The sequence below is a fragment of the Variovorax sp. HW608 genome, from assembly GCF_900090195.1.
GTDB lineage: Bacteria > Pseudomonadota > Gammaproteobacteria > Burkholderiales > Burkholderiaceae_C > Variovorax.
Genome location: NZ_LT607803.1, coordinates 7490554 through 7503075, shown reverse-complemented (window position 1 = coordinate 7503075; position 12522 = coordinate 7490554). Strand labels below are relative to the sequence as shown.

The window sequence follows — 12522 nt, the reverse complement described above, 5'->3', positions numbered from 1 at the left end:
GCTGTCAACACAAGGGGGAAATATGCAATCTGTCGTCGTCGTCGATGGGCATCCGGCAATCCGGCTCGCGGTTCGGACCGCCCTGACCGCCACGGGCCAGTTCGAAGTCATCGCAGAGGCCGGCGACGGCCCCTCGGCCCTCGAGATCATCCGCGAGTTGGAGCCGGAGTTGGTGGTCCTCGATCTCGATCTGCCGCGATTGAACGGGCTCGACGTGATCGAGCGGGTGCGCAAGGCGCTGCCCGAGACCAAGCTGGTCGTGCTGTCGGGTCAGGAAGAGTCGATCTTCGGGGTCCGTGCGGTCAAGGCCGGCGCGAATGCCTTCATCAGCAAGTCCGAGGACCTGCAGCGGCTCGTCCATGCGGCGCACGCCGCCGTCGCGGGCTACAGCATCGTCGCGACGTCGATCCTGACTTCGCAGTCGCAACTGCTGGACGGCACGCGCCCGAATGTCCTGATCCGTCGGCTTTCGGACCGGGAGATCACGGTGCTCCAGCATCTCGCACGCGGGCTGAGCAACAAGGAAATCGCCGAGATCCTGCTCATCAGCAACAAGACGATCAGCGGCTACAAGGCGCGGATCTTCGAGAAGCTGCATATCTCCAGCCTGGTCGAGCTGGTGGATTTTTCTCGCACGCACCACCTCGTGACCTGAGGCGCCGCTGCCTCAGGCGTGCATGCCGGCGAACGCCTTCGCGCGCTGCATGACGTTCGCGAGCTCCGAGCGAGCGGCCGGATAGAGCGCGAGCGCCGTCGGGTCGGAGTCGCCGTTCTCCACGGCCTGGAAGGCGCGCACCGCCTGGTCCTCGTCGAGCTGGTGGCAGGCCGAGCTCAGGCGGTGCGCGAGCTGGCGCAGCACCGCGTGGTCGGCCGCGGCGGCGGCCCGGTCCATCGCCTGCAGGTCCTTTTCGGTGGCCGTCACGAAGACGCCCACCAGCCGGGCGACCTTGGCCGCATCGCCATCGCACAGCTGCATGAGCCGGGTGTAGCGCGCCGCCGGGGCGGCGGCAGCACTGCCCGCGGCCCCCGCACCGGCCTGGCCGGCGCCTTCCTGCTGCGCCGCCGCCCCCTGGCGCAGCAGCACCTTCGACAGCGCCTCGCGCAGGTCCCCGATCTGCAGCGGCTTGGACAGATACGCATCCATGCCCAGCGCCAGGCAGCGCTCGGCCTCGCCCTGCAGCGCATTGGCCGTCAGCGCCACGATCGGCAGCCGCGGCAGGCCCCGGGCAGCCTCGCTGTGGCGCAGCCGCCGGGTCAGCTCGTAGCCGTCCAGCCGCGGCATGTGGCAGTCCGTCAGCAGCATGGCGTAGCCCGCGCCGCCCGCCTGCGCCGCCTCCAGCATCTCCCAGGCCTGCTGGCCGTCCTCGGCGCAGTCGCAGGCGTAGCCCAGCTTGAGCAGCTGGCGGGTGATGACCTCGCGGTTGATCGGGTGGTCCTCGGCCAGCAGCACGCGCTGGCCCCGGCCGGCCGGCAGGGCGTCGGGCGAGCTCCGGGCGGGCGCCGCCGGCTGCTGCTGCTGCCGGGCCGCCGCATCGATGGCCAGCCGGTGCGGCGCACTGCGCCCGGGCGCGGCGCCCACGCTGGGCACCCACGGGCGCAGCGGCAAGGTCACGATGAAGCGGCTGCCCACGCCCAGCGCGCTCTCGCAGCGCACGCTGCCGTGCATCAGCTCCACCAGCTGGCGCACGATGGTCAGCCCCAGGCCGGTGCCGCCATAGCGCCGCGTGGTGGCGATGTCGGCCTGGCGGAAGGGCTCGAACAGCGTCTTGACCGCCCGCGGATCGATGCCGATGCCGGTGTCCTGCACGGCCAGCTCCAGCTCGCCCTGGGCGGTGCGCAGCACCTCTAGCCGCACCTCGCCGCGGTGGGTGAACTTGATCGCATTGCCGATCAGGTTGGTGAGCACCTGGCGCAGCCGCACCGCATCACCCACCACGAACTGCGGGATCGCCGCATCGACCTGAAAGCCCAGCCCGATGGCCTTGCGCGCGGTCTCGGCGCCGAAGCTGGCGCAGACGTCTTCCACCAGGCTGGCCAGCGACAGCGGCCGGCTCTCGATGTCCAGCATGCGCGCCTCGATCTTGGAGAAGTCCAGGATGTCGTTGATGATGGTCAAAAGCGACATCGACGACTCGCGGCAGCGCATCAGCATGGTGCGCTGCTCGTCCTCCAGGGGCGTGTCCAGCACCAGGTCGATCATGCCCAGCACGCCGTTCAGGGGCGTGCGCACCTCGTGGCTCATCATGGCCAGGAAGTGGGCCTTGGCGTCCACCGCCGAGCGCGCCTCCTCGGCCTTGGTCACCAGGCTCGCCTTGAGGGCTTCCTCCTCCGAGATGTCCTTGGCGATGCCGATGAAGGACACGATCGTGCCCTTGTCGCCTTCGCCTTCGCCCGGCTCGTCGTGCACCGACATGTTGCCGCGCAGCTCCAGCGTGCGCTGCACGCCGTCGGGGCGGCGGATGCGGAACTGCTGGCTGTATTCGCCCCGGCGCTCGAGATAGGTGTCCTCCAGCGCCCCGGACACTCGCTGGCGATCCTCGGGATGCGTGCGCATGAGCAGATCCCAGTAGGTGAGCGGCTCGTCCTCCGTGTAGCCGCAGATGTCCCGCAGCTTCCGGTCGGCCGTGACGATGGTGTCCCGGAAGGCCGGGTCCGTGAGGCGCGCCCCCGCGCCCATCCGCGACACGGAGCGCCAGACGCCGAGCCCGCCGACGCCGAGCGCGAGTTCGAGATCGGTGCGCGATTGCTCGAGTTCGGCAAGCGCACGCTCGGCTTCGAGCTTCGCTTCGCTGAGCCGGCGCTCGCCCGCCTTCTGCTCCGTGACATCGATGGCAACGCCGACGATGCCGCGCGGCTTGCCGCGGCGGTCGTACACCGGCTGCTTGCGGGACTGCACCTGGCGCAGGCCAGAACCGGTGACCTCGATCTCTTCGTCGAAGGTGCGCGCCGAGCGCGAGGCGAGGAGTTCGCGGTCCTGGGCCACGAAGCGCTCTTCGAGCCCGGGCCCGAACAGGTCCCGGTCCCGCTGGCCGACCGCCGCCTGCGGGTCGAGACGGAAGGTGCGCGCGAATTCCGCATTGATCGTCCGGTAGCGGAACTGCGTGTCCTTGAAGAACAGGACGTGCGGCACCGCATCCAGGATCGCGTGGAGTTCGTCCTCGTGGCGCTGGATGCGCTGCGCGCGCACGAACTGCAGCGCCGAAAGGCTCACCATGCAGACGGTCCCCAGCGCCATCCAGAACCAGTGCAGTTCGATGGCCATGGGCTGGCCGAAGAAGTAGCTCGCCACCGCAAGCACGCAGGCCAGCACCGTCGTGGTCGCGCCGCTGCGTTCGATCGCCCGCGTCAATGCGTTGAACTTGAGCTCCATGCAGTCTCCATCCGTAGGAAGGGGCCGCCGAGCCGGACCGTGGATTCAGGCTCGACGGGATCATTCTTATCCATGGCCCCGCCCACTGGAGATTTCGTAGAGGAAAGTTCTTGCGTTGTGCCCGGACCGTCTTGTTCGTGAAGTTGTTCGTCCGGCGGTTACTGCCAAAGAAGTAGATTGCAATCGCTCGCCGCATGGCGCGGGGGCGTGGATCGAAATCATCAATCAACAAAGGGTGGCCGCCTCGCGCAGTGCACCTCAGGGAAGCAACATGACTGCCTCGACTGCCGAGGGTCGCGCCTTGCGCGCTGCGCCGACCCGCCTCTCGTCCCGCCGGGATCACATCGCCTCTCGCCATTCGGCTCCTCCTCGCCGCCGGCGAGTCGGTGTGCTCGCCTACACGCTGCGCACGCGCGAGTACGCGCGTCGCGCCTTCCGATCGCTCGGCTATGCGCCGCTCGTCTTCGCGAGCCTCGATGAGCTGATCGAGCTCGGCCCCGTTGCGTCGGGCTTCGACATGCTTCTGATCGGCGATGCGCCGTCCCTCGACGATCGGGGGAGTCCGGTCCTTGTCGCGGTGCGCGAAGCGGTGGGTCCGAAGGTGCCGCTGCTGCACGTCTGCATCCCCGGCGGCGCCGGCGCGATGCCGCCGCCGACCGACGTGTCGACCGCTTCGACCGGTTTCTTCGGCGATTTCTGCTCGGCGATCCTTTTTTCCCTGCTCGATGCGAGCGGCATGGAAGAGCCGCCGCCGCGGCTGGTCTGGGGCGCCTATGCCTTCGAGCCGCTCGGCCGGATCGTCGGCTTCGGCGGCCGGCAGGTCAGGCTCGACCCGGTCTCGTTCGACATTGCGCTCGAACTCTTCTTCCGCGCCGGGCAGCTGGTCAACAAGAAGACGCTGACCCTGATGCTGCCGCCGAACCCGCAGGGCGCGGAGCGCCGCCGGATCGACAACATCGGAAGCGTCATCAAGGAACTGCGTTCCTCGCTCCGGCTGCGTGACCTGCACGGATGGAATCTGGAGACGCTTCCTCACCTCGGCTATCGGCTGGTGTCGAGGTAGACTCGATCGATTCGGAAAGCCGCGCCCGTCACCGGGCGGCTTTGGCTTACGAGGCGCGGGACGGGGCTTCCTGCGCCTGGAACTCTTTTCTGTCAATCAGGGGCAGCGCATATGGCATCGGTCAACAAAGTCATTCTCGTCGGCAATCTCGGACGCGATCCGGAAACACGTACCTTCCCGAGCGGCGATCAGGTGTGCAACGTCACCCTCGCCACCACGGACAAGTGGAAGGACAAGCAAAGCGGCGAAATGCGCGAGGCCACCGAGTGGCACCGGCTGGTGTTCAACGGCCGTCTCGCCGAGATCGCGGCGCAGTACCTGCGCAAGGGTTCGCAGATCTACGTCGAAGGCCAGATCCGCACCCGCAAGTACACCGACAAGGACGGCGTCGAGAAGTACGCCACGGACATCCGCGTCGACCAGATGCAGATGCTCGGCAGCCGCCAGGGCCAGGGTGCGCCTTCGAGCGACGACGATGGCTACGGCGGTGGTGGCGGCTACGGTGGTGGTGGCGGTGGCGGTGGCGGTGGCGGTGGCTATTCGCGTGCCCCCGCAGCGGCTCCCCGGGCACCCGCACCGGCGCCGCGCCAAGCGCCTTCGAAGTCGTCGACGGGCTTCGATGACATGGACGACGACATTCCGTTCTGAAACCTGCTTTGTCGGGTTTTTTCGATGGTCGGCCCGCGTTCCGAGAGGAGGCGGGCTTTTTCTTTGCCCATATTTGCTCTTGAGCCGGATGGACACCCGTCAAATGCGTTGTGTCGTGGCGATTGCAGAGACCGGTAGCCTGACCGGCGCCGCGCAGCGCCTGGGTTTCGCGCAGCCGGCCTTGACGCAGACACTCAATCGCCTCGAAGCCGAGCTCGGCACGAAGCTGTTCGTGCGCAACCGCCGTGGCGCCGCGCTGACCGAGGCGGGTCTCGCGATCATTGACGACCTGCGCGCCAGCCTGGCCCATGCGGACGCGGCGAACGAACGCGCGCGAGCGCTCGGGGCCGGCCGGGCCGGACGACTGACCGTCGGCTTCGTCACGCATGCCGTGTACGAGGTCATGCCGCGGGCGCTGCGGCGACTGCGCGCGGAGCATCCGCAAGTCGACGTCGTGCTGAAAGAGATGAGCAATGCCGAGCAGGTCGACGCGCTCGAGGGCGGACGCATCGACATTGCGTTGCTGCATCCACCGGTGTCGGTCACGGCCCGGGTGCATGAGCGGCGGCTCGGCGAGGAGCGAATGGTGGTGGCGCTGCCGGTGCACTACGACCTTCCGACGGATGGCCGCGTGTCGATGGCACAGGTGGCGGCGCATGGATTGGTCTGGTTTCCGGCGGCGCAGATGCCGGCGCTGCGAACCGCGCTCCTGGGAACCTTTCGCAGCGCGGGGTACGACTTGCGCGTGGTGCAGGACGCGAACCGCACGCTGACGGTACTGGCCTGCGTGGCAGCCGGTCTGGGCTGGTCCCTGTTGCCGAGCTCGGTGCGTGCACTGCGGCACGAGGGCGTGCGCTATGCAGAGCTCAGCGACGGCGACGACCTCCCCGCTTTCGAGTTGTCCGCGCTGTGGCTCGCGCGATCACGCCCGACATTCGCGGACATCTTCGCGACGATGCTGGGAGCCTAGACATCACGGTCGCCGCTAGCTGGGCGGCCATGATGCCTAGTCCATCTGGATCCTGTTGTCCTGCGCGAGCTTGCGCCACTTGGCCATCTCGGCGCGGCGGAACGCGTCGAGCTCGGCCGAATTCGAGCCGATGACCTCGGCGCCGGTGGCCTCCAGCCGCTTGCGGACGTCCGGTTCGTTCAGTACCGCGACCAGTTCTTTCGACAGGCGAGCGGTTACCGCCGCGGGTGTCCCGGTCGGCACGAAGACGGCGTTCCACTCGTAAACCTCGTAGCCCGGCAGCCCGGACTCCGCGATGGTCGGCAATTGCGGCAGCACCGCCGAACGTGCCTTGCCCGTCACCGCGAGCGGCCGCAGCTTGCCAACCTGGATGTAGGGCAGGCTCGAGGCCAGGCTGCCGAAGAAGACCGGCACCTGTCCGGCCATCACGTCGGCGAGTGCCGGGCCACCGCCCTTGTAAGGGACATGGGTCATGCGCACGCCCGCCATCGCGTCGAACTGCTCGGCCGCCAGATGCTGGGCCGAACCGTTGCCGGATGAGGCGAAGTTGATCTCGCCCGGCTTGGCCTTGGCTTGGGCGATGAGGTCCTGCACGGATCGGATCGGCGCCGACGGGTGCACCACGAGCACGTTGGGCACCTTGATCAGCAGCGAGACCGGTGCGAGATCGCGCAGCGTGTCGAAAGGCATCTTGCTGCGCAAGGCGGGGTTCTGGGCGTGATTTGAAGCATCGAGCAGCACGGTGTAGCCGTCCGGCGGGCTCTTGGCCACCAGGTCGCCGCCGATGGCGCCGCCCGCCCCGCCACGGTTGTCCACCACGACGGGTTGCCCGAGCCGCGCCGACAGCGGCGGCGCGATGATCCGGGCCACGGCGTCGACCGTGCCGCCCGGCGGGTAGCTGACGACGAGGCGTATCGGCCGCGAAGGCCAGCCCTGCGCCTGTGCGGCGATGGCGGATACGAGCAGGGTTGCGCCGACGATCAGGGCGCGGAATCCGTTGCGCCACGGCGCAGGGGAAAGTCTCATGAGGGGTCTCCAACGGAAAACCTGAAAAGCTGCGCCGGGTTGTCGGCCAGGATGCGATGGCGGGTGTCTGCGTCGGGCACCCAGTCGGCCAGCGCGGCCAGCGCGGCGCGATAGTCCACTTGATCACGATGCTGGGTGTGCGGCCAGTCGCTGCCCCAGAGCAGGCGCCCGGCGCCCAGCATGCCCAGCAGGCGGGTGGCCATCGCGCGTGCCTGCGGTCCGCTTGGGTCGCACCAATTGCGGTAGGCGCCCGAGAGCTTGACCCAGGTGCGCCCGTCGGCGGCGGCCGCCGCCAGCCAGGCGGCGGGAACTTCATCGGCCTTCGCGGGACGGCCGAAATGGTCGACGACGAGCTTGCAGCCGGCCTCGAGGACCGGCTCCGCCGCCCGCTGGAGGTGCTGCGATTCGAGATGCAGCTCCACGTGCCAGTCGAGTGCGCGAACACGCGCCAGCAGATCGCGCCACGGTGGGCTTTCGAGTTCCGGGATCGGAAGTCCGACAAGGTTCAGCCGGATTCCGCAGATGCCCGCTTGGTCCAGGGCGCGCAACGCATCGTCGCCGATCGAGGGCTCGACCACGGCCACACCGCGCAGGCGCGAGGGATGCGCGCGCAGCGCCTCGATGAGGAAGCTGTTGTCGGTGCCCAGGAAGCTTGGCTGCACCAGCACGGCGTGCGACAGGCCGTGTCCGTCGAGCAATGCGAGGTAGTCGTCCAAGGTGGCGTCATAGTCGGGCGCGTGACGCGGCTTCGGTGCGAGCGGCAGGCCGCGAACGAAGACATGGGCGTGGCTGTCGACGGCAGTGATCGCCGCCTCCTTCGGCTCAGGCATAGCGTCGCTCGAGTGCATCGAACGCGTCCTTGCGCACGAGTGCCTGGCGCTCGGCAAACGTGGCGACGAGTCCGGCCGACTCGTCGAGCCGGCCGCCATCACGCAGACCCGTCAATGCCCGCGTCATGCCGCGGACCGCGCCTTGCAGCGCGGCGTTGGCATACAGCACCAGGCCGAAGCCCATGGCGCCGAACTCGGCCGCATCGAGCGTCGGCGTCTTGCCGCCGATCACCACGTTGACCACCTGCGGGCAGGCCAGCTCGCGCGCGATGCGCTGCAGCGCGTGCAAATTTTCGGGCGCTTCGACGAATGTGATGTCGGCACCCGCCTCGGCGAAGGCCGCGGCGCGCGCCAGCGCTGCATCGAGGCCCTCGACCGCCGCCGCGTCGGTACGCGCGATCACGAGGAAGTCGGGGTGCAGGCGGGCATCCACCGCGGCCTTGACCTTCCCCACCATTTCCTGCGAGCTGACGAGCGACTTGCCTTCGAAGTGGCCGCATTTCTTCGGGCTCGCCTGGTCTTCGAGCTGGATCGCGTTGGCGCCGGCGCGCTCCAGCGTGCGCACGCTGTGCCGCACATTCAGCGCATTGCCGAAGCCGGTGTCGGCGTCGACGATGATCGGCAAGGCCACGGCATCGCGGATGGCCGCCGTGTGCTGCGCCAGATCGGCGAGGCCGACGAAGCCAAGATCCGGCAGGCCATAGAACGTGTTGCTGAGGCCGGCTCCGCTCAGGTAGACCGCATCGAAGCCGAGTTCCTCGATCACGCGCGCCGCCAGCGCGTTCGCCGCGCCCGGCACGAGCATGCCGCGCCGCGCCGAGACCTCGCGGCGCAGCGCGGTTCCCGGATGCTGCTCGCTCATCTCATTCGTCCTTCATTCCCGTGGCCTTGACCACGTCCCCGAGGCGCGCGCGCTCTTCGTCGACGAACTTGTTGAACGAGGCGCGCGTGCCGCCGATCGGCTCGATGCCCACTGCCTTCAGCCGGTTTGCGATGTCCGGCGTCTTCATCGCGGCATCGACGGCCGCGGCCATCTTGTCGAGGATCGCCGGCGGCGTGCCCTTGGGCGCGTGCACGCCCGCCCAGTGGGCGATGCGCAGATCACCGAAGCCCTGCTCGGCGGCCGTCGAAAGTTCAGGATAGGCCGAGATGCGTGAAGTCCAGGTATCGGCCAGCGCCTTGAGCTTTCCGCTCTTGACGAAAGGCAATGCGACGATGCTGGCCTCGGAAGTGGCATCGACCTGCTTTGCGAGCACCGCGTTGATCGATTCCGAGCCGCTCTTGTACGGAATGATGTCGAGCTTGGCGCCGTACTTCGTCTGAAGCACGCCCGAAACGAAATGCGGCGTGCTGCCGGTGCCGGCCGTGGCCCAATGGAAGCCTTCGCCCTTCTTCGATGCCGCGATGAATTCCTTCAGGTCCTTGTAGGGTGCATCGGCCGGCACCAGCACCACCGAGGGTGCCAGGCCGATCATGGCCACCGGCGTGAGGTCGGCATCCTTGTACGGCATGGTCTTCTTGATCATGCTGTTGGAAATCACGCCGGCCGCGCTGATCAGGAAGGTGTAGCCGTCCGGCGCCGACTTGGCCACCAGGTCGGCCCCGAGCGTGGTGCCGCCACCCGGCTTGTTCTCGACGATGATCGGCCGCCCGAGCGCCTTGGAGGCGCCCTCTGCGGCCGCACGCGCCATCAGGTCGTTGGCGCCGCCGGCCGAGAACGGGACGATCATGCGGATCGGCTTCGTCGGCCAGGCCGGCTCGGCCTGCGCAGAGGCGGTGGTGAACAGGGCAGCGGCCAGTGCGGCTGCTGCGCCGACGCGATGGATCGATCTCATGGTGTCTCCGGAAAAAGTGTCCGGCGAGTATGGCGAAAGCGCCCGGGAGACGGAACCGCACCGCGAGTCCATCTTTCATAACGCGCACTTATGGAAGTGCGCCCGCGGCCGCCGGGATCGGCACGTCGTCGAAGCGCTTGAATTCCTGCAGCGAGAAGCTCGTCTGCACGTGTCGCACGCCGGGCAGCCGGTGCAGCTTGCTCTGGAGCAGCTCCGAATAGGCGTCGAGGTCCTTCGCGATCACCATCAGCAGGAAGTCCGCCGACCCGGTGATGCCGTGGAACATCACGACCTGCGGGATGGCGCGCACGGCTTCGACGAACTCGGTGGAGCGCGCCTCGTTCTGGAAATCGATGCTGATGCTCACGAACGCGACCACTCCGTAGCCGAGCGCCCGCCGGTCGAGCCGGGCGTGATAGCCGTCGATCAGGCCCGACTCCTCCAGCCGGCGAATCCGCCGCCAGCAGGGGGATTGCGACAGGCCCGTCATCTGCGCCAGTTCGCCGGTGGTCAGCCGGGCGTTCTGCTGCAGCGCCGACAGGAGCTGGCGGTCGGTGTTGTCCAGATCGACGGGCATAAAAATTCCTCCAAATGAGCTCCGAATGAACAAATTATGCGATCCGAAAAATTCCATTGGCAAGGATGACCCGATCAAGAAAAATCCACACCCTCCCTTCCCCATGACGAGTGCCTCCATGACCACAGCGACCGCTTCCCTGTTCGATCACGTTCCCGTCTATGGCGGCGACCCCATCCTGTCCCTGATGGAATCGTTCCAGAAGGACCCGCGACCCCAGAAGGTCAGCCTCAGCATCGGCGTCTACTTCGACAACGAAGGCCGGCTGCCGGTGATGTCGTCCGTGCGCAAGGCCGAGACTGCGATGCTGCAGGAGCTGGGCCCGCGCCCGTACTTGCCGATGGAAGGCCTGGCGGACTTCCGCAGCGGCGTGCAGCGCCTGCTGTTCGGCGCCGAGCATGAAGCCGTGAAGAGCGGCCGCATCGCGACCCTGCAGACCCTGGGCGGCTCGGGCGGCCTCAAGGTCGGCGCGGACTTCCTGCGCCGCTACTTCCCCGCAAGCGGCATCTGGGTCAGCGACCCGACCTGGGAGAACCACCACGCCATCTTCGATGGCGCGGGCATCGAGGTGAAGACCTATCCCTACTACGACGCGAAGACCGGCGGCCTGCGGTTCGACGACATGCTGACCGCGCTGCAGGGGCTGCCCAAGCGCAGCATCGTGCTGCTGCACGCGAGCTGCCACAACCCGACCGGCGTCGACCTCAGCACCGCGCAATGGCAGACCCTGATCCCGCTGCTGCGCGAGCGCGAGCTGATCCCCTTCATCGACATCGCCTACCAGGGCTTCGGCGACGGCCTCGACGAGGATGCCTTCGCGGTGCGCGCGATGGTGGATGCGGGCCTGCAGTTCTTCGTCGCCAATTCGTTCTCGAAGAACTTCTCGCTGTACGGCGAGCGCTGCGGCGGCCTGAGCGTGGTGTGCGCGAACCGTGACGCCGCCGATGTGGTGCTCGGCCAGCTCAAGGCCACGGTGCGCCGCAACTACTCCACGCCGCCGACGCACGGCGGGCGCATCGTCGCGCGCGTGCTGCAGAACCCCGCGCTGTTCGCCGAATGGGCGGGCGAGACGGCGGAAATGCGCAAGCGCATCCGCGCCATGCGCGAGCGCCTGCATGCGGTGCTCAGCGACAAGTTCCAGGGACAGCGCAACTTCGACTACTTCCTCACGCAGCGCGGCATGTTCAGCTACACCGGCCTGAACGAAGCGCAGGTCGATCGCCTGCGCGAAGAGCACGGCGTGTACCTCGTGCGCTCCGGCCGCCTCTGCGTGTCGGGCCTGACGACCGGCAACGTGGACCACGTGGCCGAGGCCATCGCTGCCGTGCTGGGTTGATCGACATGAGCGCGACGCAAGCCGGCGGCTCCACGCCCGAGAACATCGTCCGCGAGGAGAAGGCGCAGCTCGACTTCAGCCGTTCGATGAGCTACGGCGACTACCTGCATCTGGACCAGATCCTCAACGCGCAGAAGCCGCTGTCGCCGGCGCACGATGAAATGCTCTTCATCGTGCAGCACCAGACCAGCGAGCTGTGGATGAAGCTCATGCTGCACGAGCTGGGCGCCGCGCTGCGCTGCATCGCGGGCGACGAGCTCGATGCCGCATTCAAGATGCTCGCGCGCGTCTCGCGCATCATGGAGCAGCTCGTGCACGCCTGGGACGTGCTCGCCACCATGACGCCGCCCGAGTACACCGCGATGCGCCCGTACCTCGGCGCATCGAGCGGCTTCCAGAGCTACCAGTACCGCTGCATCGAGTTCTCGCTGGGCAACAAGAACCCGGCGATGCTCAAGCCCCACGAGCACCGCAACGACCTGCTCGAGCGCGTACGCATCGCCTACGAGTCGCCGTCGCTGTACGACGAATCGCTGCGGCTCCTGGCGCGGCGCGGACTCGCGATCCCGGCCACGCACTGCGAGCGCGACTGGACCGCGCCCTACGTGGCGAGCGACGAGGTGACGAACGCATGGCTCGAGGTCTACCGCGATCCGCGCACGCACTGGGACCTCTACCAGCTCGCCGAGGAACTGGTCGACCTCGAGGACGCTTTCAGGCTCTGGCGCTTCCGCCACGTCACGACGGTGGAGCGCGTCATCGGCTTCAAGCGCGGCACCGGCGGCACCGGCGGCGTGAGCTATCTGCGCAAGATGCTCGACGTGGTGCTGTTCCCCGAACTCTGGCGCGTGCGCACCGAGCTTTGAT

General features: G+C 68.0%; 12 protein-coding genes. 6 read left to right on the top strand and 6 right to left on the bottom strand.

The genetic code is table 11. The features are described 5' to 3' along the window. Nucleotides 1–22: 22 nt before the first annotated feature. Nucleotides 23–655: a response regulator transcription factor gene (locus VAR608DRAFT_RS35520; RefSeq protein WP_172843944.1), complete on the top strand. Its 633-nt coding sequence runs from the start codon at nucleotides 23–25 to the stop codon at nucleotides 653–655. A gap of 12 nt (nucleotides 656–667) precedes the next feature. Here the strand turns inward: VAR608DRAFT_RS35520 and VAR608DRAFT_RS35515 are convergent, their stop codons facing one another. Further along, entirely contained in the window at nucleotides 668–3370 is a 2703-nt protein-coding gene (locus VAR608DRAFT_RS35515; RefSeq protein WP_088958324.1) for an ATP-binding protein, read from the bottom strand. A 271-nt stretch (nucleotides 3371–3641) separates the two neighbouring features. Between VAR608DRAFT_RS35515 and VAR608DRAFT_RS35510 the strand changes: the two genes are divergently transcribed. From VAR608DRAFT_RS35510 to VAR608DRAFT_RS35500, 3 genes are all read left to right on the top strand, one after another. Continuing rightward, nucleotides 3642–4433: a hypothetical protein gene (locus VAR608DRAFT_RS35510; RefSeq protein WP_157731196.1), complete on the top strand. Its 792-nt coding sequence runs from the start codon at nucleotides 3642–3644 to the stop codon at nucleotides 4431–4433. Between the two features lie 111 nt (nucleotides 4434–4544). Continuing rightward, nucleotides 4545–5081, top strand: a complete 537-nt coding sequence (gene ssb / locus VAR608DRAFT_RS35505; RefSeq protein ID WP_088958322.1) for a single-stranded DNA-binding protein — start codon at nucleotides 4545–4547, stop codon at nucleotides 5079–5081. Nucleotides 5082–5169: 88 nt separating this feature from the next. Next, nucleotides 5170–6051: a LysR family transcriptional regulator gene (locus VAR608DRAFT_RS35500; protein ID WP_088958321.1), complete on the top strand. Its 882-nt coding sequence runs from the start codon at nucleotides 5170–5172 to the stop codon at nucleotides 6049–6051. Between the two features lie 36 nt (nucleotides 6052–6087). Here VAR608DRAFT_RS35500 and VAR608DRAFT_RS35495 read toward each other — a convergent pair whose 3' ends face one another. The 5 genes from VAR608DRAFT_RS35495 to VAR608DRAFT_RS35475 all read right to left on the bottom strand — a co-directional run bounded on the left by VAR608DRAFT_RS35495 (nucleotide 6088) and on the right by VAR608DRAFT_RS35475 (nucleotide 10319). Further along, nucleotides 6088–7077 carry a tripartite tricarboxylate transporter substrate binding protein gene (locus VAR608DRAFT_RS35495; RefSeq protein ID WP_088958320.1) on the bottom strand — a complete coding sequence of 330 codons (990 nt, stop codon included), beginning with the start codon at nucleotides 7075–7077 and terminating at the stop codon, nucleotides 6088–6090. Beyond that, nucleotides 7074–7907 carry an amidohydrolase family protein gene (locus VAR608DRAFT_RS35490; RefSeq protein WP_231973073.1) on the bottom strand — a complete coding sequence of 278 codons (834 nt, stop codon included), beginning with the start codon at nucleotides 7905–7907 and terminating at the stop codon, nucleotides 7074–7076. The genes VAR608DRAFT_RS35495 and VAR608DRAFT_RS35490 overlap by 4 nt, the downstream gene beginning before the upstream one ends. Then, nucleotides 7900–8769, bottom strand: a complete 870-nt coding sequence (locus VAR608DRAFT_RS35485; RefSeq protein WP_088958318.1) for an isocitrate lyase/PEP mutase family protein — start codon at nucleotides 8767–8769, stop codon at nucleotides 7900–7902. Before VAR608DRAFT_RS35485 ends, VAR608DRAFT_RS35490 begins: the two co-directional genes overlap by 8 nt. Nucleotide 8770: 1 nt before the next feature. Further along, a complete protein-coding gene (locus VAR608DRAFT_RS35480; RefSeq protein WP_088958317.1) occupies nucleotides 8771–9742 on the bottom strand; it encodes a Bug family tripartite tricarboxylate transporter substrate binding protein in 972 nt (323 codons plus the stop codon). 88 nt (nucleotides 9743–9830) lie between these two features. Further along, nucleotides 9831–10319: an Lrp/AsnC family transcriptional regulator gene (locus tag VAR608DRAFT_RS35475; protein ID WP_088958316.1), complete on the bottom strand. Its 489-nt coding sequence runs from the start codon at nucleotides 10317–10319 to the stop codon at nucleotides 9831–9833. 139 nt (nucleotides 10320–10458) lie between these two features. Between VAR608DRAFT_RS35475 and VAR608DRAFT_RS35470 the strand changes: the two genes are divergently transcribed. Both VAR608DRAFT_RS35470 and kynA read left to right on the top strand, forming a co-directional pair. Further along, a complete protein-coding gene (locus VAR608DRAFT_RS35470) occupies nucleotides 10459–11655 on the top strand; it encodes an amino acid aminotransferase (protein WP_269458574.1) in 1197 nt (398 codons plus the stop codon). A 5-nt stretch (nucleotides 11656–11660) separates the two neighbouring features. After that, entirely contained in the window at nucleotides 11661–12521 is an 861-nt protein-coding gene (gene kynA, locus VAR608DRAFT_RS35465) for a tryptophan 2,3-dioxygenase (protein WP_088959163.1), read from the top strand. Nucleotide 12522 lies beyond the last annotated feature (1 nt).

Excerpts from the sequence above, each read along its gene's own strand:
- VAR608DRAFT_RS35520 (WP_172843944.1), top strand. The coding sequence starts at position 23 with ATGCAATCTGTCGTCGTCGTCGATGGGCATCCGGCAATCCGGCTCGCG.
- VAR608DRAFT_RS35515 (WP_088958324.1), bottom strand. The coding sequence starts at position 3,370 with ATGGAGCTCAAGTTCAACGCATTGACGCGGGCGATCGAACGCAGCGGC.
- VAR608DRAFT_RS35510 (WP_157731196.1), top strand. The coding sequence starts at position 3,642 with ATGACTGCCTCGACTGCCGAGGGTCGCGCCTTGCGCGCTGCGCCGACC.
- ssb (WP_088958322.1), top strand. The coding sequence starts at position 4,545 with ATGGCATCGGTCAACAAAGTCATTCTCGTCGGCAATCTCGGACGCGAT.
- VAR608DRAFT_RS35500 (WP_088958321.1), top strand. The coding sequence starts at position 5,170 with ATGGACACCCGTCAAATGCGTTGTGTCGTGGCGATTGCAGAGACCGGT.
- VAR608DRAFT_RS35495 (WP_088958320.1), bottom strand. The coding sequence starts at position 7,077 with ATGAGACTTTCCCCTGCGCCGTGGCGCAACGGATTCCGCGCCCTGATC.
- VAR608DRAFT_RS35490 (WP_231973073.1), bottom strand. The coding sequence starts at position 7,907 with ATGCCTGAGCCGAAGGAGGCGGCGATCACTGCCGTCGACAGCCACGCC.
- VAR608DRAFT_RS35485 (WP_088958318.1), bottom strand. The coding sequence starts at position 8,769 with ATGAGCGAGCAGCATCCGGGAACCGCGCTGCGCCGCGAGGTCTCGGCG.
- VAR608DRAFT_RS35480 (WP_088958317.1), bottom strand. The coding sequence starts at position 9,742 with ATGAGATCGATCCATCGCGTCGGCGCAGCAGCCGCACTGGCCGCTGCC.
- VAR608DRAFT_RS35475 (WP_088958316.1), bottom strand. The coding sequence starts at position 10,319 with ATGCCCGTCGATCTGGACAACACCGACCGCCAGCTCCTGTCGGCGCTG.
- kynA (WP_088959163.1), top strand. The coding sequence starts at position 11,661 with ATGAGCGCGACGCAAGCCGGCGGCTCCACGCCCGAGAACATCGTCCGC.